At 30.4% G+C, this 19,355-nt stretch carries 19 protein-coding genes; 17 read left to right on the top strand and 2 right to left on the bottom strand.

The genetic code is table 11. The features are described 5' to 3' along the window. Window positions 1-7 precede the first annotated feature (7 nt). The 7 genes from CUEA01_RS03320 to CUEA01_RS03290 all read left to right on the top strand — a co-directional run bounded on the left by CUEA01_RS03320 (window position 8) and on the right by CUEA01_RS03290 (window position 8,030). The gene (locus CUEA01_RS03320) at window positions 8-814 is read left to right on the top strand and encodes a Nif3-like dinuclear metal center hexameric protein (protein ID WP_234118082.1); all 807 of its coding nucleotides are present in this window, start codon (window positions 8-10) and stop codon (window positions 812-814) included. Between the two features lie 27 nt (window positions 815-841). After that, a complete protein-coding gene (locus tag CUEA01_RS03315) occupies window positions 842-1,780 on the top strand; it encodes an alpha/beta hydrolase (protein WP_234118080.1) in 939 nt (312 codons plus the stop codon). A gap of 11 nt (window positions 1,781-1,791) precedes the next feature. After that, window positions 1,792-2,583: an alpha/beta hydrolase gene (locus CUEA01_RS03310; protein WP_234118078.1), complete on the top strand. Its 792-nt coding sequence runs from the start codon at window positions 1,792-1,794 to the stop codon at window positions 2,581-2,583. 12 nt (window positions 2,584-2,595) lie between these two features. Further along, window positions 2,596-3,426 (top strand): polysaccharide deacetylase family protein, encoded by an 831-nt coding sequence (locus tag CUEA01_RS03305; protein ID WP_234118077.1) that lies wholly within the window; start codon window positions 2,596-2,598, stop codon window positions 3,424-3,426. Window positions 3,427-3,443: 17 nt separating this feature from the next. After that, window positions 3,444-4,400 carry a carbohydrate kinase family protein gene (locus tag CUEA01_RS03300; RefSeq protein ID WP_234118075.1) on the top strand — a complete coding sequence of 319 codons (957 nt, stop codon included), beginning with the start codon at window positions 3,444-3,446 and terminating at the stop codon, window positions 4,398-4,400. A 17-nt stretch (window positions 4,401-4,417) separates the two neighbouring features. Then, entirely contained in the window at window positions 4,418-5,887 is a 1,470-nt protein-coding gene (gene gtfA, locus CUEA01_RS03295) for a sucrose phosphorylase (RefSeq protein WP_234118073.1), read from the top strand. Window positions 5,888-6,299: 412 nt separating this feature from the next. Next, window positions 6,300-8,030 (top strand): methyl-accepting chemotaxis protein, encoded by a 1,731-nt coding sequence (locus CUEA01_RS03290; RefSeq protein ID WP_234118071.1) that lies wholly within the window; start codon window positions 6,300-6,302, stop codon window positions 8,028-8,030. A gap of 133 nt (window positions 8,031-8,163) precedes the next feature. On the opposite strand, the gene CUEA01_RS03285 is transcribed toward CUEA01_RS03290, so the two are convergent. Further along, window positions 8,164-8,436, bottom strand: coding sequence for a hypothetical protein (locus tag CUEA01_RS03285; RefSeq protein ID WP_234118069.1), 273 nt, complete (start codon window positions 8,434-8,436; stop codon window positions 8,164-8,166). 207 nt (window positions 8,437-8,643) lie between these two features. On the opposite strand from CUEA01_RS03285, the gene CUEA01_RS03280 reads away from it, so the two are divergent. Next, window positions 8,644-9,090, top strand: coding sequence for a MarR family winged helix-turn-helix transcriptional regulator (locus tag CUEA01_RS03280; protein ID WP_234118061.1), 447 nt, complete (start codon window positions 8,644-8,646; stop codon window positions 9,088-9,090). A gap of 47 nt (window positions 9,091-9,137) precedes the next feature. After that, a complete protein-coding gene (locus tag CUEA01_RS03275; protein WP_234118053.1) occupies window positions 9,138-10,595 on the top strand; it encodes an MFS transporter in 1,458 nt (485 codons plus the stop codon). 65 nt (window positions 10,596-10,660) lie between these two features. Here CUEA01_RS03275 and CUEA01_RS03270 read toward each other — a convergent pair whose 3' ends face one another. Further along, window positions 10,661-10,966, bottom strand: a complete 306-nt coding sequence (locus CUEA01_RS03270) for a TIGR04104 family putative zinc finger protein (RefSeq protein ID WP_234118051.1) — start codon at window positions 10,964-10,966, stop codon at window positions 10,661-10,663. A gap of 136 nt (window positions 10,967-11,102) precedes the next feature. Between CUEA01_RS03270 and CUEA01_RS03265 the strand changes: the two genes are divergently transcribed. The 8 genes from CUEA01_RS03265 (at window position 11,103) to CUEA01_RS03230 (ending at window position 19,328) form a co-directional block, all read left to right on the top strand. After that, window positions 11,103-11,675 (top strand): hypothetical protein, encoded by a 573-nt coding sequence (locus tag CUEA01_RS03265; protein ID WP_234118042.1) that lies wholly within the window; start codon window positions 11,103-11,105, stop codon window positions 11,673-11,675. Window positions 11,676-11,718: 43 nt separating this feature from the next. Next, window positions 11,719-12,777, top strand: a complete 1,059-nt coding sequence (locus tag CUEA01_RS03260) for a C39 family peptidase (protein ID WP_234118034.1) — start codon at window positions 11,719-11,721, stop codon at window positions 12,775-12,777. A 26-nt stretch (window positions 12,778-12,803) separates the two neighbouring features. Continuing rightward, the gene (locus CUEA01_RS03255; RefSeq protein ID WP_234118032.1) at window positions 12,804-13,712 is read left to right on the top strand and encodes a hypothetical protein; all 909 of its coding nucleotides are present in this window, start codon (window positions 12,804-12,806) and stop codon (window positions 13,710-13,712) included. A 520-nt stretch (window positions 13,713-14,232) separates the two neighbouring features. Then, complete coding sequence (locus tag CUEA01_RS03250; RefSeq protein ID WP_234118023.1) at window positions 14,233-15,477, top strand: S41 family peptidase; 1,245 nt, start codon at window positions 14,233-14,235, stop codon at window positions 15,475-15,477. 210 nt (window positions 15,478-15,687) lie between these two features. Next, complete coding sequence (locus CUEA01_RS03245) at window positions 15,688-16,266, top strand: TetR/AcrR family transcriptional regulator (protein ID WP_234118020.1); 579 nt, start codon at window positions 15,688-15,690, stop codon at window positions 16,264-16,266. A gap of 22 nt (window positions 16,267-16,288) precedes the next feature. Beyond that, entirely contained in the window at window positions 16,289-16,645 is a 357-nt protein-coding gene (locus CUEA01_RS03240) for a response regulator (RefSeq protein ID WP_234118018.1), read from the top strand. Between the two features lie 53 nt (window positions 16,646-16,698). Further along, a complete protein-coding gene (locus CUEA01_RS03235) occupies window positions 16,699-18,777 on the top strand; it encodes a chemotaxis protein CheA (RefSeq protein WP_234118016.1) in 2,079 nt (692 codons plus the stop codon). 56 nt (window positions 18,778-18,833) lie between these two features. Beyond that, window positions 18,834-19,328 (top strand): chemotaxis protein CheW, encoded by a 495-nt coding sequence (locus tag CUEA01_RS03230; protein ID WP_234118014.1) that lies wholly within the window; start codon window positions 18,834-18,836, stop codon window positions 19,326-19,328. The last annotated feature ends 27 nt before the right edge of the window (window positions 19,329-19,355 follow it).

Here is a 19,355-nt window from a genome sequence, read left to right as displayed (position 1 = left end):
TATATTAATGAAGGTAAAAGAAATTGTTGATGAGATTTTAAACAAATTTGGAGGAGTTAAGTTTGAAAAAACTTGCGATGAGCTTGTAAGTGGTAGTTATGATACAGAAGTCACAGGAGTAGTAACTACATTTATGGCTACTGTAGATGTGATTAGGCAGGCAATTGATAAAGGTGCTAATTTCATTATTACTCATGAGCCAACTTATTATACTGGAATTGATAATATAGAATGGGTAAAGGATGATCCAGTATATATAGAAAAGAAAAAGCTTCTTTGCGAGCACGGTATTGCTATTTGGCGTTTTCATGATCATATGCATGCAGCACCCTTTGATTTGATTTATGCTGGTTTATTAAAGGAAATTGGATGGGAAAAGTATTTGATTAAAGGGTTAAAATTTCCACATTGCTATGAGATACCAGAAATGAGTTTAAAAGAGTTATCAGAGTTTTTTAAAGAAAAATTAGATATGAAGGTAATTCAAATAGTTGGTTCTCCTAATACAAAATGCAAAAGAGTTGGAATACTTGTTGGAGGCGGAAGCTTAGGCTTAGGTGTAGAAGAAATGCCAATGAAATTAATGAAGGAACAAAATTTAGATGTTGTGGTATGTGGTGATATTACAGAATGGACCTTATGCCCATATATAAGAGATGCAGCAGCACTTGGAATGAATAAGGCAATGCTTGTTTTAGGTCATGAGCGTAGTGAAGAGGCTGGTATGAAGTATATGGCAGAGTGGTTACCTCCAATGCTTAATGATATTCCTGTACATTTTATAGATGCAAAAGAACCTTTTGATTATTTATAAGCTTAATTTATAACTGGAGGGAGATTTATGTCATACGAAGAAAAGGTTTTACCAGAGCTACTGCCGATGCTTAAAAGCAACATAAGCTTTGATTTAAATAAGGATTTAGAAATGATAAGGAACCTCGCACTGCCGCCCATGGAAAAATCTCCAGAGGTACTAGCAACTACACGTATGATTGATGGTCCAGAATCAGAATTGCTAGTTAAAGTTTATGAACCTAAGTGTAGGCAGAAGATAAAATTACCTGTAGTATTTTGGATTCATGGTGGCGGATATGTAATGGGTCATCCAGATGGAGATGATAGTTTATGTGAGTGCTTTGTTACAGAGGTCAATTGTGTGGTAGTTTCAATTGACTATAGATTGGCACCAGAACATAAGTATCCAGCTGCAATAGAAGATTGTTATGCTGGACTTAAGTGGACATTTAATAATGCTGAGGAATTAAAAATAGATACTTCAAAAATTGCAATTGCAGGTGCTAGTGCTGGGGGTGGACTCACAGCGGCACTTGCCTTGATGGCTCGTGATAGAGGTGAAATAGAAGTTGCATTTCAGGCACCTTTGTATCCAATGTTGGATGATCGAAATGTAACACCTTCAAGCTATGAAATAAACGAAAAAAATTTGCCTAAGGCATGGAATAGGGAAGCTAATGAGATAGCATGGAAAATGTATTTAGGAAGCATTTCTTCAGATGAGGTTTCTTATTATGCTGCACCAGCTAGAGCTAAGGATTTATCTCTGCTTCCACCTGCATATATATTTATAGGACAACTTGATCCTTTTAGAGATGAGACTATAGAGTATGTTGCACGTTTAGCTGAGGCTGGTGTCCCAGTTGAATTTCACTTATACCCGGGATGTTTTCACGGTTTTGATTCAATTTTTAATAATGCAGAAGTTAGTAAGCGAGCTAGGAGTGGATTTATAAATGCACTGTCGCAAGCATTAAATAGGTAGGAGGAGAGAATATGGCTTTTTTACAAGTGAATTTTTATTCAAAGTGTTTAAAAAGATTAGTTAACTTTAATGCTGTTTTACCAATAGATACTATTGAGATACCTGGAACAATGGAGGCAGCACCAAAGGGACCTATGAGAGCTATGTATCTTTTGCACGGCTACTCTGGTGCTCAGCATGACTGGATTTGTGGAAGTAAAATTCAGGAGCTATCATTAAAGCATAATATAGCTGTATTTATGCCATCAGGAGACAATAGTTTTTACTTAGATGATACTGATATGGGGGCATTATATGGAGAGTTTATAGGACGTGAATTTGTAGAAGTTACAAGAAAGATGTTTAATTTATCAGATAAAAGAGAAGATACCTTCATAGGTGGATTATCTATGGGTGGATATGGGGCAATTAGAAATGGATTAAAATATGCAGATACCTTTGGACGTATTATTGCATTGTCTTCTGCTCTTATAACTTATAATATTGCGGGAATTCCAGAGGATTATAAAGATCCAGTTGCAGATTATAAATATTATACTAGAGTTTTTGGAGATTTAAATAAACTTATTGGAAGTGATAAAGATCCAGAAGCAATTGCTCATAGTTTAAAGGAAAGTGGTGCCGATATTCCCCAAATATATATGGCATGTGGAACAGAAGATTTCTTGTTAAACGAAAACAGAAAGTTTCATAGTTTCTTAACCTCAGAAAACATAGAACATACTTATGAGGAAGGTCCTGGTATTCATGATTGGACATTTTGGAATGAATATATTGAGAAAGCAATTGAATGGACAATTTAGGAGCTGATAGTTGTGATTAAAATAAATAAAATTTTTCCAAAAGGCAGAAGAAAAGTATTTACCTTAAGTTATGATGATGGAATTACTCAAGATAGAAGGCTTGTTGAACTTTTTAATAAATATAATTTAAAAGCAACTTTTAATCTAAATTCAGGGTTGCAAAATGAAGCAGGTAGCTTTATCTTAAATGATTTACTTATAAAAAGAATGAATAAAGATGAAATACGTAACTTATATAAGGGACATGAAATTGCTATCCATGGCTTAACTCATCTTTCACTTACAGATATTCCAAAAGAGCTTGTGTTTGAGGAGATTCTTCAGGATAAAAAGAATCATGAAGCTTTATTTAACTATCCAGTAAGGGGAATGGCATATCCTTATGGCACATATAATAAAGAAGTTTTAGAAGTAATGAAGTGTGTAGGAGTTGAATATTCAAGAACCGTTAATAATCATGAAAATTTTTGGCTACCATCAAAGCCTTTAGAATGGGATCCAACATGTCATCACAGCAATCCTAATTTAATGAAAATTGCAAAAAGATTTATTGATGGTGACTTTTTTGGATTAGGACTTTTTTATCTATGGGGCCACAGCTATGAATTTGATTTAGATAATAATTGGAAGGTAATAGAGGAACTTTGTGAGTATATAAGCGGGAAAGATGATATTTGGTATGCTACAAATATTGAAATTATAGATTATCTTGAAGCTTGGGATAGATTAAAATTTTCTTCGAATTTTACATTTGCTTATAATCCTTCTGCGATTTCGCTGTGGGTAGAGCTTAATGAAATGCCAATTGAAATAAAACCCGGAGAAATTAAAAATTTTGAGTGAAAGGGATTGGGGATATAATGATTAAATTTGATGATAGTATAAGGTTTAAGGATAAAGAAAATGACATTGTAACTATAGGTGAATTGCTTATAGATATGATCTCAGCTGACTATGGAGATGATTTTCAAGGTAACGCATATAATAAATTTTTTGGGGGTTCACCTGCCAATATTGCTATGAACGTAAAAAAGTTAGGTATAAATTCAAGTATAGCTTCTGCTGTTGGTAAAGATGGCTTGGGTCAATTTCTATTGAACTACTTAAAGAATTATGATATGGATACAAGCTATATACAGCAAGTAGATTATTCTACAAGTATGGTATTGCTTAATAAAAGTAAGGGCAGCCCAATCCCAATATTTTATAGAGCTGCAGATTATCATTTGACTTATAATTCAAAGCTTAAAGAAACTTTAGACAAATCAAAGATAGTCCATTTTTCTTGTTGGCCTATATCTAAACATCCAGTACGTGAGACAATAGAAAAGGTTATTGAAGAAGCAATAAAAAATGAAATGTTAATATGTTTTGATCCTAATTATCATCATATGATATGGGAGAATGGTGAAGAAGGAGTAGAATATGTTAAGTATATAATTAGTAAAGTGGACATAGTTAAGCCTTCAGAAGATGATGCAGAAAGATTATTTGGAAAGGATACCCATGAAAATCAAATACAGAAGTTTTTAAAGCTTGGAGCGAAGCTTGTGGTAATGACGTTAGGTAAAGATGGGGCCATAGCATCTAATGGAATAGAAACTATTAAATTTAAAACTATGGCATCAGAGGTTGTGGATACTACAGGAGCAGGAGATGCATTTTGGTCTGGATTTTATGCAGCTATTGTTAAAGGTTATACTATAAGGGAGGCATTAAGTTTTGGTTTTGCAGTTAGTGCTTACAAGTTGAAATATACAGGAGCTGTAGTAGATTTGCCTAAACTTGAAGAAATTAAAGCAATATATAATTTATAAAAGGGAGGAGTCATTATATGTCAGTAAAAAATAAAGTACAGCTTATTACATATGCTGATTCTTTAGGTGGAGATTTAAAAACTCTTAATAATGTCCTAATAAAGTATTTTTCTGATATTTGCAGCGGAGGAGTTCATATTTTACCACCATTTCCGTCATCTGGTGATAGAGGATTTGCACCAATTACTTATCTTGAGATAGAGCCTAAATTTGGTACATGGAAGGATATAAGTTCTATAGGTAAGAACTTTGATGTATTAGTGGATTTAATGGTTAATCATATTTCCAAACAATCAGAATACTTTCAGGATTTTTTAAAGAAGGGTAGAAAATCTAAATATGCTGATTTCTTTATTACATTAGATAAGTTGTGGGAAAATGGCGAGCCTGTTAAAGAGGATGTAGAAAAGATATTTCTTAGAAGGGAACATCCATACTCTACTTTTAAAATAGAGGAAAATGGTGAAGAAGAAAAAGTATGGACAACTTTTGGAAAGACAGATCCATCAGAGCAGATAGATTTAGATATAAGCTCCGAAAAGGTTAAAAAGCTACTTGAAGCGTTCTTTGTTAATTTTAGCAAGCATGGTATTAAAATAGTAAGATTAGATGCTGTAGGATATGTTATAAAAAAGCTTGGAACGAGCTGCTTTTTTGTAGAACCAGAGGTATACGAGTTTTTAGATTGGATTATGGAACTAGCAAATTCTTTAGGAATTGAATTACTCCCTGAGGTTCATTCACAGTATGAAACGCAATATAAGCTTGCAGAGCATGGTTTTTGGATTTATGATTTTATTTTGCCATATACTGTTCTTGATACATTAATAAATAAGTCAAGTGGTAGACTTTGTGAGTATTTAAAAAATCGCCCTAAAAATCAATTTACAACTCTTGATTGTCATGATGGTATTCCAGTAAAACCTGATATGGATGACCTTATTGATAGTGAAGCTGCAAGAAAAGTAGTTGATGTATGTGTAGAGAGGGGGGCAACTTTAAGTCGTATTTTAACAGAGGAATATAAGGATAAGGATGGTTTTGATGTTCATCAAATTCAATGTTCCTATTATTCTGCTTTAAATTGTGATAATGATGCGTATTTGGCTGCAAGAGCTATTCAATTTTTTACACCTGGAATACCTCAAGTATACTACGTTGGTTTACTAGCAGGAGAAAATGATATAGAGCGTGCAAAAATTACTGGTGAAAGGCGAGAAATTAATCGTCACAACTTTAGTGTTTTAGAAATAGAGCAAGCTCTTCAAAGAGAAGTAGTTCAAAGGCTATTAAAGCTTATCAGATTTAGAAATGAATATGATGCATTTAATGGAGATTTTAAGGTTATAGATTCCAAGGATGATGAGATTAACCTTGTATGGACTAAGGGCGAAAAGCGATGTGAATTATTTGTAGATTTAAAAACAAATAAATCTATAATAAACTACATTAATGATAGTGGTAATGATATTCAATATATAGTTTGATAAAAAATTACTAGGTGAATGTTAATTTGCAGTATGGTCTAAAACTTTTTATAGATGTACAACTTGAAACATTGAAATTACAAGTACCAAGTTTATCCTGATAAATTGTAATTTAACAGGATGAATTTGATATTATTAATTTCAATCTTGCAGAGTGTTTAGCTATAAAAAGTTTTAGACCATACTGCATTTTTATGCAGCTTTTAAGTTACATTCTAAAAGAAGGAATAGGTACCATAGAAAAAGGCAGTGATAACAATAGAACTTAGTATAATGTTATGATATAATTTGTTTACATATACAAAGTCCATAGACGAAAATTTTAGAATATAACTATATTTTCTAAAATTAAAGTATAATTTTCACTACTACTGGAAAGGTTTACAATTATATCAAACAGGGGGAGAAATTTATGAGTTTAAGAAAGATGAAATTATCTACAAGATTAGTATTGGGTTTTTCTTTAATTATCCTTTTAGCAGTTGCAATAGGTGTTCTAGCCATATTTAAACTAAATCAAATTAATGGTACTGTTAGAGATTTGACGCTTAAGGATAGCGAAAAATTAAATTTAACTTATAGCATGAAGGAAAGCTTAAATGAAATGGCTATATCGGTGAGAAACATATGCATATCAAATGATGAAGCTTATATGAAATCTGAAAAAAGTCAATATGATAGTGCAAAAAAACAGTATACTGCTAGTAAAAATCAATTAAAAAAATTAGTTTACACTCCAACAGGTATTAAATTAAGTAAGGAAATAGAACAGAAGGATGATCCTTTGATTGATGCATTTGATGAATCAATAAAAGAAGGAATGAGGACTGATGTATCTAATGAGGAACTAAATAAAATAGTTTCGAGTTTAAAAAAGCCTCAAGACAATCTTTTTTCAATAATAAATCAAATGATAAAAGCTCAAGAAGATCTTACACATACAAAGGGAATGGCATCTAGGGAAGTAACAGCAAATACAACAAATTTAATTATAATTATGATTATAATAAGTATCATAGCTGGTATTTTAACTACGTTTTTTATAAGGAAAAGTATCATTGGACAAATAAAGGAAGTTGTTAAAGGAGCGGCAAAATTAGCACAGGGAGACTTAAGCTTTGAAATGAAAGTTACTTCTGAAGATGAGATAGGTAAAACAACAAATGCCTTAAATATGGCTATTGAGAATCTTGACAGCAGTATGGTCTTAGTAAAAAGAGAAAGTGAAGAAATAATAAAAAGCGTAAGAAATGTAGATAAAATATTCCATATAGTAAGTGGAGAAATTCAGCAAGTATCAGCTTCTACGGAAGAAATATCAGCTGGGATGGAGCAATCTTCTGCAGCTGTTCAGGAAATTACATCAATGACAGCTACAGTAAAAGAGGAAGTAAACGTTAGTGCAGAAAATGCAAAAGATGGTCTAGACATAGCTTTAGGAATAGAAAATAAAGCACAAGCTATTAATGAAGAATCCTTAGTATCAAAGCAAAATGCAGAAAATATATACAAGGAGACTAAAGTAAACCTGGAAGAATCATTAGAAGAAGTTAAAGTTGTAAACAAGATATCTGAAATGGCAGCCAGCATAAGTGAGATTTCAGAGCAAACAAATTTATTAGCATTAAATGCCGCAATAGAGGCAGCTAGAGCTGGTGAGCATGGAAAAGGCTTTGCAGTTGTAGCAGAAGAGGTTAGAAAACTTGCAGAGCAATCATCTGATGCTGTTTTAGAAATTCAAGGTGAGGTTCAAACCGTACTTGGTGCTGTTGAAAAGTTATCTAATTCATCTAGGGATATACTAGTATTTATAGAAAAGGAAGTTCTTAAAGATTATGCTAACTTGACCACAATCAGTGAAGAATATAGAAGAGATGGAGTTAGAGTAAAAGATATAATACAAAAGTTTGCTGATGTTTCTGAAGGAATTTCTGCTTCTGTTGATCAAATATCAAGAAGCATGGAGGAGGTTGCAATTTCAGTATCTGAAGTTGCTAAGTCATCTGCTGATATTGCTGGAAGTATTAATGAGGTTAATGACAAGAATGATTCAATAATGGAAGAATCTAAAAACAATCTTGTTGGAGCGGAAAAACTTGTAAAATTAATAGAACAATTTAATCTAAAGCAAAGGACAGAGTAGAGAGTACAGAGTACAGTGAAGTGGGATTTTCTTTCTGCAACTGTACTCTGTCATCTGTACTCTGAATTAATTGGTTCGCAATAATTTTAAGTTACGTATTAAATAATCTTAGTATGACAGCCCCTCATTCTGATTAATATCCTATTTTGTTTACAATCCTATTAAGAGCTTTGCAACTATTTTCATCATTTGGGTTCATAGATATATAATGTAATAGTATGCTTATTTCTTTTTCTTGCTGAGTAAAAGCTATTAATCTATTTTTAGAATTAGGAGTACGATGCATTGTAATTGATAAATATAGTTTAGATAGTACATTTGTTAAATTTTCATTGTTTTTGCTACAGAAATTGTAAGATAATAAAATAAAAATAAAAAATATTAATAATATTAAACATTTTCGCATATATAAACCATCCCATAATTTAATTTTTAATTTTAAAAATATAATAACATATATTATCAGGTTATGAAAATGCTACTTAAGGGCATTGTATTATAATTTATACTTTTACTACAAAGACACTTTATATCACAATATAGTTGACTAATCAACGGTATTGTGATATTTTAGTGTAGGATGAGTTTATTTGGATAAAGAAGGTAGTTAAATATGATCGATAAAGTAGCAAATCTAACTAAATTAACAGCAAACATATACAGGTGTACTCAGTGTTATTTAGATAAAAAGTTTGAAAAATTTGAGCTTACGATAGGTACATATCCATATTTACTTGTATTAAATAGGCTTGAAGGAATTAGTCAAAATGATATAAGTAAAGAACTTGATGTAGATAAGGCAGCATCAGCAAGAGCTATTAAAAAGTTAATTGAGCTTGGATATGTAATAAAAGAAGAAAATAAAGAGGATATTAGAGCATATAAACTATATATTACAGATAAAGCAAAAGCTATATTACCAGAAATTCTCGAGACAATTCATGGATGGATTGATATTTTAGTTGAGGGGAATAATGAAGAAAGGATAGAAACATCTATGAACTTTTTAGAAGATGTTTTACAAAATGCAAAAAAACATAAACCAGGATGCTATAGATAACGTCTATTTTTTAAGTAGTTTATTTTTAGAAAGGATGAAAAAGGTTGATGAGTAAAGCGGAAAATGAAATTTATAAAAAAAGATGGATTATATTATTTACAGTGTTATCAGCTACATTTATGTCAACTTTAGATGGAAGTATTGTAAATGTTGCACTTCCGGATATGTCAGCGAAGCTTCATGTTACTATGGCAAGTGTAGAATGGGTTGTTACGAGCTTTCTGATAACTGTTGCAGCAACTATTTTAATATTTGGAAGACTTGGAGATATAAAAGGTAAAACGAAAATATTTAAGTTTGGAGTTGTGCTTTTTACCATTGGATCACTTTTTTGTGGATTTACAAATTCACTTTTAGTACTTGTAATAGCAAGAGTTATACAAGCAATAGGTGCAGCTGCTACAATGGCAACTAATCAAGGTATTATAACAGAAGTATTTCCAGCAAACGAAAGGGGAAGAGCGCTTGGTGTTTTAGGAACCTTTGTTGCACTAGGTGCAATGGCAGGACCACCCCTTGGAGGAATGATTGTATCAGCAGCAAGCTGGAAGTATATATTTTTAATAAACGTGCCTATAGGAATAATTGTATTTGTACTTACAATAAAGATATTCCCTAAATCTAGCAAAGTAATTGATGAAAAGCTTGATGGAAAGGGTGCTGCATTATTTACATTATCGATTGTCTTATTATTTGGAGCTGTAGTAGAAGGTCAGACAGTGGGATATAGTAATTCGTATATAATTGCTGCACTTATTGTTTCGGTTATAGCATTTATAGCTTTTATACTGGTTGAAAAGAAGACTGATGAACCTTTGCTTTATTTAAAAATATTTTCAAACAGTTTATTTTCTATAAGTATAATATGTGCATTTACGTCATTTACTGCAATTAGTGCATCAAATATAATATTACCATTTTATTTTCAGGATACATTAAAGTTTTCTGCGGCTGTAACTGGATTTTTAATGATGGTATCGCCAATTGTATTATCGATAGTAGCACCGTTTAGTGGTTATATGTCGGATAAAATAGGCTCAGAAGTATTGACGCTTATAGGACTTTCACTTACAAGTGTTGGACTATTTTTAATAAGTAGCTTAACTGAGAAATCTTCGGTAGCTATGCTGCTTATGTATATAGTAATTATGACTATAGGAAATGGAATGTTTCAATCGCCAAACAATTCCTTAGTAATGTCTACAGTTTCTAAGGACAAACTTGGAATTGCAGGAAGCGTAAATGCCCTTGTGAGAAATTTAGGCTTCGTAGTAGGTACATCTTTTGCAACACTTATTTTATATAATAGAATGAGCCACAAGGTAGGATATAGAGTAATTGATTATATAAAAGGAAGAGACGATGTTTTTATTTATGGAATGAAAGCTGTATATATTTGTGCTGGAGTTTTATGCTTGATAGGAGCTGTAATAACAGCAATAAGGTTTTATAATAGTAAAAAAAACTCTAAAACTGAAGCGGGACAAAAAAAGAAAATCATATAAATTATTGCGAAGTAAATAAGTCACATTATGGATAATAATACCATAGTGTGGCTTGTTTTTAGTTTCTATTCATCCAATTTTTCATATTTCATAGTAAATGGAAGAAGTGAATTAAATATCAATATTAAAAATAGGAATAAGTAAAGAGAAATGGGACGACGGTTAGTATTAAACATTACATATGATGATGTTATAGTTAGGGGAATAATAAAACTAAATAAACAACCTATAATGTATGATTTATGTGTTAATTTAAAATTAATATTACATTTTTTGCATTGAATACTATGCGACTTGCTAAATACAACACTTCCTATAATTTGATACCATTTAAATTTATTATTACAATTACTGCATTTTACAATAGACATAATACAATCACTCCTATATAGACTTATATTAATTTATTTATACCATAAAATCCCCATTAAAGTCAAAAAAATGTATAAAAAAAATTTTACTTTTTGGTAATAAGATGGTATTATTTATAAAAAAGGAGTGATTTCATTGAAATGTATAAAAAGTAAATTAATTGTAGTTGTGACCACCATTTTTATGTTAGATATTATATTATGCAATAATATCTTTGCAAAAGGTATCCCAATTGGGCATAGGCCAAGCTTTGTAGGGGCAAACGGTTGTGTTGTTCAATATAAACCTTTAGATAAAGCAAATGCAGGGGTTTTAATAATATATTCCCAAGATTATTATATGTCTCCTCAAGCAGCACATAATTTTGCTGATGATTTAACACCTTCAAGAACAGAATCTCTTTTGGAGTTTATTGCTAGCTTAATAACAATACCTATAACTAGTGGTGTTTCAATAGGTACAGCTCTCGGAGCATATTTTTATTTGGATTCTGATGGAGAAACATCTCTTTCAAACAAAATAAAAAATCAAATTCAAAAAAGTTATGATGATGGTAATAATGGATATATTAGAATTACTGTACAATATTATCATAATAATGCAAGTAGTGTTAGTGGCATGACAACTTATGATACTTCTGATTGGAATGGTACAGATATATATTATCTAAATGGTTTTAATGTTCAAAAGATATATCGCTTAGATTAGAAAATCTTTGATTAAATAAAAACTTACAAGGAGAATTTACATTATGAAAAAAAAATTAAATATCGTTTTCATTATTTTATTTAGTTTTATTTTTTTATTACCCAATGCATTTAAAGTAAATGCACAAACTGTCTATAAATCATATGAAAATATTAATGACATAAATACTATAGCTAAGAACTTTGCAATTAGTACAATTAAATGGACCGATGTAAAAGTTTATAATATTAAAAGTTTGTATAATTTTAACAATAAGTTAATTGCATATAGTGTAGATATTAGAAACAATAAAAATGGTTTAATTGGATACGAGATTATAAGTACAAGCCCTAAAGATGATTTAATACTAGAATTTTCAAAAAATAAAAAATCACCTTATAGCACAATCGGAAATAAATTCAATTGTATATATGATGGATTTTTAAACTACTATTATCAAAATAAAACCTCATTAAAAACCTTTTATAATATAACAACAAAACGTAAGTTGAATAAAAACCAACTAAATTCATTAAGGGACAAAGAATATATATCATCTAAGACTAATAAAACATTAAAAAAAAATAACACAGTATCTTCAGCTATTAACAAAACACAAAAAATTTTAGATGATGTACCTGATGAACTATGGTATAAAGGATGTACGCCTACAGCTATTGCAATGATATTAGAATATGATTATTATAATTATACTCCTGTATATCAAGAACTAGTGGAACAATTGGCAACCGCAATGGGAACAGATGCTAATGGGATAACTTATACTAATAAGGTAGTTCCGGGAATTAAAAGTGTAATGAAAAATTTAGGAGTAGACGTTTTTGTACAGCAGGATGGAATGGGAAAAGATCAATCAACATATGATAAATATGTAAATGAAATAAATAATAATCACCCAGTTTTAGTTACCTTAGTTAACAGTAAAGAAACTTCTTATGGATATCCCCAAGGATTTGATAATCATTGCTGTGCCGGAATTGGCTACCAATACAGTGATACTGAAAAATTTATTATAGTTCATGATGATGCTGAGGATGGAGATGTTTATTGTGATTTTAATAATTCAGCACTAGGTACTAATTGTTGGATATATATACACTAATTTAAAGTTTGGAAAGGATGCTAAAAATGAAATTAAAGAATTTAATGTTATCACTTTGTATTTCTACTACTATACTTGTCTTAGGCTCATCAAACGTTTTTGCTAAAAACATCTTAAACAAAACTAATCATGTTTCTATAAATGAATATGATATGTATAAAAAAATCGACACACAAAATAATGTTACTCCTACTCAAACCAATTCTATGGTAAAAAAGTATATTCAATCAGCTGAAAACTTAGGAAAAAAAGATTATGAAGAATTAAAGAATTTAGGATATTCAGATTCAAAAATTAATCTTTTAAAAAAAGCTTCTAATTCAAATTTAAATGAAGCTGAATTAAAATCAATTGGGAGCGAACTTTCCTTCTATGCAACACTTGATACTTTCGATTATGATAAATCGTTTAATCTTAATCCATTACAACCTCAAGGTCAAGGACCTCAAAGTCCGGTTTTTAAAACAGCTATTGAGTTAAATTACGACTGGAGTTGGTCACAGATTCCTATTGTAACAAATACAGATGGTATAGCGTTTAATTGGTATACCACTTGTAATGATAAATTACAATTATATAATACTACAGATTCTGTTGATTACTATGATAAGCCAGGTATTGATGGATTCAAATCCGCATACCCTTGCTCAGATGCAGCAAAAAACAATTTAAATTCGGCTCAAAATGGATTATATATAACTTTTCCAATGTATAATAAAGCTAAAAATTTGTATGCTTTAAGTGGAAGTTCTTACAATATTCTTGTAAACCCTAGTGCAAAAATAAGTGATTTTTACACTAATGGTGTTTATGCACAATCAACTAGCGCATCAACCCCTGAATTTGTAGTTAACTCCAATAGTATACAAGTTAATTCGGCCGCCAACTTAATGCCTCTTAATTACCATTTCACACCTAATGATGCGTGGTATTAAGAAATAAATTTAACAAAAAGCTTTTAGTTATATATTAGTTAATTTTACGGAATATTTATTTTGTGCAACTTATTAAAAAGAGGGATATAAGTCTTATGCATAAGGCTTATGTCCTTTAATTAAGCGTAAAAAAGTATATTTGAAAAAGTGTTATGGAAAGAGTATAACCAATAATACATAAAGAAAAGATAAAAATTAAAAAATTATCCATTATATAGGAAAATATTAAAATTATAAACTTATTGTTTTAGACTTAATGCAGTTCTTTTTATATAGATGTCGTATTAAGATTATTTAATGTGTAACTTATAATTAGTAGAAAAGTGATGAATATACATGGTGTTCAACGAAGTTGACAACATTTGAGTTTAAGATTTACTTGAGCAGTGCGAAAGGTAAATCATCCATTACTCTGCGCTCTACTCTTTACTCTATCTTTTGGTTTGTTTTGCACTATTGTGGAAAATAGTTTAGTGATTGCTTATAATGTAAATAACAATAAATTACTGGGGGTTACATTATGAATTTACTAAAGATTTTTGATGAAATAGTTAACATAATGCAGAATGATTATTCTGGTTGTGTTGTAAAGAAGGACTGGAGCAATCCAGAGGTGTATAGGGAAAAATTAACTGAACTAGAGCATAAAAATATGCTTACACGAGAAAAATTCAAGGAGATAGTAGATGACTATTTATTAGATTATAAGGATCATCATGTTGGACTTTTGGATAAAAATAGTAAGGCTAATAATTTTAGTTTGGGGTTTGATGTAAGGAGATTTGGAAATAAGCTATATGTAAAAGAGGTATGGGAAGAAGATACAGGATTAAAAATAGGTGATGCCATAATAGAAATAGATGGACAACCAGTTGATAAGGTAGCAGAAAAAAACCAGAAGGCTTTATTTAATCAAAGTAATGAAAGACAATTGTGGAAGAATGTTTTAGCTAAGTTTCATAGCTGTTTAGTAGAAGCTGAAAATGGAGAGAAATTTGAAATTAAATTAAAAAAATACAAATCACACAACGAAAAGTCAAAGTATACATGTGAATTAATTAACCAAAATACTGCGTTAATGGTACTTAATGATTTCATGGATCCAAAGCAAATGGAAGAACTAATGGATAAAAGTGAAGAATTACTTACAAATACTAAGAATTTAATTATAGATATAAGAAATAATGGTGGTGGATATGATTCGTTGTTTTATCCATTACTTGAATACATATTCCCCTGTAATTTCATATTAAAGGAAGATTTTGATATGTATTTTTTGCATACAGAGAGAAATTATAAAAATAGGATGAGAATGCTTAGTGAATATTTAAAAGATAATAATGGTGATGAAATGATTGAGAATTTTGTCGAAGCCTTAGACAAAAATAGGGGAAAGGGATTTATTTTGGATGATCAAGGCAGTAAAGAGTATATGATTAAAGGCAGAAAAGGGCCGGATAAGGTAATCGTAATGATTGATAGATACTGCGGCAGTTCTGGCGATAGCTTTGCTTCTATATGCAAGAAATCTCCCAAGATAACACTTGTAGGAAGAGCAACTTATGGCGTGATAGATTATTCAAATGTAGCAGAAGAAATATTTGAAGATGGACTTTCATTAATATATCCGACGAGCATAATGGATTCTGTCAACTTTGGAAAGGGAATTGATAATATAGGAGTGCAGCCTGATGTTTATATACCGTGGACACCAGAACATATGCAAAGAGATGTAGATTTGGAAAAATCTAAAGATTTATTATAAATATAGCTAAATTTTTAATGTGAGCTGGTAATAATTACATTTACTGGCTCTTTTTTTTGTTTAAAGTTTTAATGATATGTATAGCAAAATTAAACAAAAGTCGCAAAAAAACAACTTAAATGGACAAAACATATAAAGTATTGACAAAATAATTTTGGCTTTATATAATTTGGATAAGGGTTAAACAACTGTTTAATTTGGAGGGAGTATATGGAAATTACTTCGGAGCAAAAACGAGAAAATATTATACATAAAACAATACAGGCTATAGATGAATGCGGAATAGATAATGTTTCAACAAGAGAAATAGCTAAAAGAGCAGGTATTTCTGTAGGAACCATATTTCACTATTTTTCAAAGAAAGAAGATTTGATAATATCTGTTCTCAATCGTTTTTCAATGTATGATAAAGATATTTTTAATACTGTAAGACTAAAGAATATGGATTTTAAACAATCAATGGAGTTTTTTATACAATCGTATTGTATATACTACGAAAATTACCCTGAAATAGTATCAATATATCAAGCATATTACGTTAAATGGAAAGAGATAAGAATAAAGAATAAAATAAGTAGTATTCATTTCGATCGTATTAAATTTATAAAAGAAATTATTGAGAAGGCAAAGGAAGAAAGGGTGATAGGGGAGGTTAATGATACCGATTTAATTGTAGATATGGTTGATTTCATTTTTAAAGGGATATGCCTAAAATGGCGTATGTGCAATTATAGTTTTTCTTTGAGACAGAGACTAGAAGAGACAATTAATATTTTATTAAAAATTTAATTTTGAGTGGAGGATGGTTAATATGTCAAAAGTACTTATTATTGATGATGCTGCATTTATTCGTGTATCACTTAAGACTATGCTTGAAAAAAACAATTTTGAGGTTGTAGGTGAAGCTGAGAATGGTGAAATTGGAGTAATGAAGTATAAACAGCTTAAACCGGATATTGTTACTATGGATGTTACAATGCCAGGGATGGATGGAATTGAAGCTTTAAAGGCAATTAAGGCGTATGATCCTAATGCTAAAATAGTTATGGTAACAGCTATGGGACAGGAAGCTATGGTTAAAAAAGCAGTAATAGGTGGTGCAAAATCATTTATTGTAAAACCATTCAATGAAAAAAAGTTAGTTGAAACTTTAAATAAGGTATTATAGAGAAGTTTAATTATAGGAAATTATTGCGTAATAATTTAATGGGTGGTGGGATAATGTCAGAAGAAACGTCTAATGAACCTATGTTAGATATGTATATTTTTGAAACATCACAATTTATAAATCAACTTGAAACAATAATATTAGATAATGAGGAAGCAAATAGCTACTCTGAAGAAATTATAAATGAAATTTTCAGAATTATGCATACAATTAAAGGATCTTCCGCGATGATGCTGTTTAATGATATTTCGACACTTGCGCATTCAATGGAAGATATATTTTATTTTTTTAGAGAACAAAAACCGCAGGGAATTGATTATTCATCTTTATCAGATTTATTACTAAATAGTATAGATTTCATAAAGGTAGAATTGCAGAAGATAAAAAATGGTGATGAAGTTGATGGTAAAAGTAGTGAACTTATAAATGAAAATAAAGAATTTTTAAAGTTACTTAAAGAATGTAATGGTGAAATTACTGATAAGGAAGTAGTAGAAGGTGGTTTTAAGCAACAGTATTATATAGAAGCAAATAAAGAGGTAACTTATTCAGGGTCAAATTCATATAAAGCAGTGGTATTTTTTGAAGATGACTGTGAAATGGAGAACATAAGAGCATATACAGTTGTAAGCAATATTAATGAGTTTACTCAAGAAGTATATTATTTACCATCAGATATTATCGAAAATGATGATACAGCAAAAGTGATACGTGAAGAAGGTTTTAAAGTATTCTTAAAAACGGATAAAACCTATGAAGAAGTTGAGAAGGTCTTAAATCAAACGGTGCTTTTAAAAAAGTTTGATTTGACATCACTTGAGGATGATGAAGAATTTAAAAAGTTTGCTAAGCCTAATGAAAAAATCATTGAAAAGAGCACTATTAAAAAGCCAGAGGTAGTTACACAAAAAGTTGAAAAGGAAAGTCATACGCCTGCAGCTGTTCAAGAAATAATAAGTGTAAATGTAAAAAAGTTAGATAAACTTTTGAATCTTGTAGGAGAAATGGTTATAGCTGAAGCTATGGTTGTGCAAAATCCCGATTTAAATGGTTTACAATTAGATAATTTTCAAAAATCAGCAAGGCAGCTTCACAAGATAACAAGCGAAATGCAAGATATAGTTATGGAAATAAGAATGGTTCCATTAGCTACAACTTTTCATAAGATGAATCGTATTGTAAGAGATATGAAAAAAAGTTTGAATAAAGAAGTTAAATTAAAGTTAATTGGTGAAAATACAGAAGTAGATAAAAATATAATTGAGCATATTGGTGACCCTTTAATGCATTTAGTACGTAATTGTATTGATCATGGAATAGAATCAAAGGAACAAAGAGAAAAAGCAGGAAAAAGTACAGAAGGAACAGTTACTATTGAAGCTAAGAATTCTGGAAGCTATGTTATTGTAACAATTAGTGATGATGGAGCTGGTTTAAATAAAGATAAATTATTAGAAAAAGCTCAGGAAAATGGTATTCTAACAAAGCCTAAGGAAGAGATGACGGATAGAGAAATTTATAATCTTATATTTTTGCCTGGATTTTCAACTAAAGAGAAAGTAACAGAGTTTAGTGGTAGGGGTGTTGGAATGGATGTTGTTTCACAAAACCTATCAGAAATAGGTGGACAAGTCTATGTTGATAGTAACGAAGGCAAAGGTTCCACATTTACATTAAAAATACCACTTACTTTAGCAATTATAGATGGAATGAATGTAAGAGTAGGCAATTCATATTACACTATACCAATAGCTAATATTAAACAATCATTAAGACCAAGAGAAAGTGACATCATAAAAGATATAGAGGGCAATGAAATGATTATGATGCGTGGTGAGTGTCACACTATTATTCGTATTCATGAGATGTATGATATTAAAACCGAGGTAAAGAAGTTAAGTGAAGGCATACTTATAATGGTAAATCAGGATGGTAAGACCGCATGTATATTTGCAGATGAACTTGTAGGGCAACAACAAGTGGTTATAAAAGCTTTACCTGAATATATAAGAAAATTCAAAAAAGTGTCCGGTTTATCGGGGTGTACCTTGCTTGGTGATGGAAATATAAGTTTAATAATTGATGTTGGTGGACTTATAAGTTTTGCAAGTGCAGTTTGTATGGATAGGTAATGAATTTACCGCAGATGCTCTACTTTTAGATATAAAAAGATAAAGGGGTTGTGAATATGTCTGAAGTTTCTGAAGATATATTATTGTATAAAGAAGAGGATACTCAAAAAGATAAGTTTTTAACTTTTGAGTTAGGTAGTGAAGTTTATGGAATAGAAATAAAATATGTTATAGAGATAATAGTTATACAAGCAATAAGCGAAGTGCCAGAACTTCCACCATATATAAAGGGCATAATAAACCTTAGAGGTAGAATTATACCTGTTATGGATGTTAGAACACGATTTAAAAAAGAAAAAGTACCTTACAATGATAGAACTTGCATAATTATTGTAGAAATTGAGGATATATTTATGGGGCTTATTGTGGATGTTGTATCTGAAGTGCTTAATATACCTGATTCTCAAATTATAGCACCGCCAGAAATAACAAGGCGCAGCAATAAGTATATAAAGGCTATTGGAAAGGTAAATGACAGCGTGAAGTTAATTTTAGATTGTAATAAACTCTTAGAAAATGATGAAATCGAAAGTTTAAAAAACGCAAACTAGGATAAATATGGTATAAGGCCAATAATG

The sequence above is a fragment of the Clostridium hydrogenum genome (genome assembly GCF_021432385.1).
GTDB lineage: Bacteria > Bacillota > Clostridia > Clostridiales > Clostridiaceae > Clostridium_S > Clostridium_S hydrogenum.
The sequence above is the reverse complement of the archived record's forward strand: the minus strand, read 5'-3'. Positions and strand labels throughout refer to the sequence as shown.

Excerpts from the sequence above, each read along its gene's own strand:
- CUEA01_RS03290 (WP_234118071.1), top strand. The coding sequence starts at position 6,300 with ATGAGTTTAAGAAAGATGAAATTATCTACAAGATTAGTATTGGGTTTT.
- CUEA01_RS03260 (WP_234118034.1), top strand. The coding sequence starts at position 11,719 with ATGAAAAAAAAATTAAATATCGTTTTCATTATTTTATTTAGTTTTATT.
- CUEA01_RS03235 (WP_234118016.1), top strand. The coding sequence starts at position 16,699 with ATGTCAGAAGAAACGTCTAATGAACCTATGTTAGATATGTATATTTTT.
- CUEA01_RS03310 (WP_234118078.1), top strand. The coding sequence starts at position 1,792 with ATGGCTTTTTTACAAGTGAATTTTTATTCAAAGTGTTTAAAAAGATTA.
- CUEA01_RS03285 (WP_234118069.1), bottom strand. The coding sequence starts at position 8,436 with ATGCGAAAATGTTTAATATTATTAATATTTTTTATTTTTATTTTATTA.
- CUEA01_RS03275 (WP_234118053.1), top strand. The coding sequence starts at position 9,138 with ATGAGTAAAGCGGAAAATGAAATTTATAAAAAAAGATGGATTATATTA.
- gtfA (WP_234118073.1), top strand. The coding sequence starts at position 4,418 with ATGTCAGTAAAAAATAAAGTACAGCTTATTACATATGCTGATTCTTTA.
- CUEA01_RS03270 (WP_234118051.1), bottom strand. The coding sequence starts at position 10,966 with ATGTCTATTGTAAAATGCAGTAATTGTAATAATAAATTTAAATGGTAT.
- CUEA01_RS03255 (WP_234118032.1), top strand. The coding sequence starts at position 12,804 with ATGAAATTAAAGAATTTAATGTTATCACTTTGTATTTCTACTACTATA.
- CUEA01_RS03280 (WP_234118061.1), top strand. The coding sequence starts at position 8,644 with ATGATCGATAAAGTAGCAAATCTAACTAAATTAACAGCAAACATATAC.
- CUEA01_RS03300 (WP_234118075.1), top strand. The coding sequence starts at position 3,444 with ATGATTAAATTTGATGATAGTATAAGGTTTAAGGATAAAGAAAATGAC.
- CUEA01_RS03315 (WP_234118080.1), top strand. The coding sequence starts at position 842 with ATGTCATACGAAGAAAAGGTTTTACCAGAGCTACTGCCGATGCTTAAA.
- CUEA01_RS03230 (WP_234118014.1), top strand. The coding sequence starts at position 18,834 with ATGTCTGAAGTTTCTGAAGATATATTATTGTATAAAGAAGAGGATACT.
- CUEA01_RS03240 (WP_234118018.1), top strand. The coding sequence starts at position 16,289 with ATGTCAAAAGTACTTATTATTGATGATGCTGCATTTATTCGTGTATCA.
- CUEA01_RS03320 (WP_234118082.1), top strand. The coding sequence starts at position 8 with ATGAAGGTAAAAGAAATTGTTGATGAGATTTTAAACAAATTTGGAGGA.
- CUEA01_RS03245 (WP_234118020.1), top strand. The coding sequence starts at position 15,688 with ATGGAAATTACTTCGGAGCAAAAACGAGAAAATATTATACATAAAACA.
- CUEA01_RS03250 (WP_234118023.1), top strand. The coding sequence starts at position 14,233 with ATGAATTTACTAAAGATTTTTGATGAAATAGTTAACATAATGCAGAAT.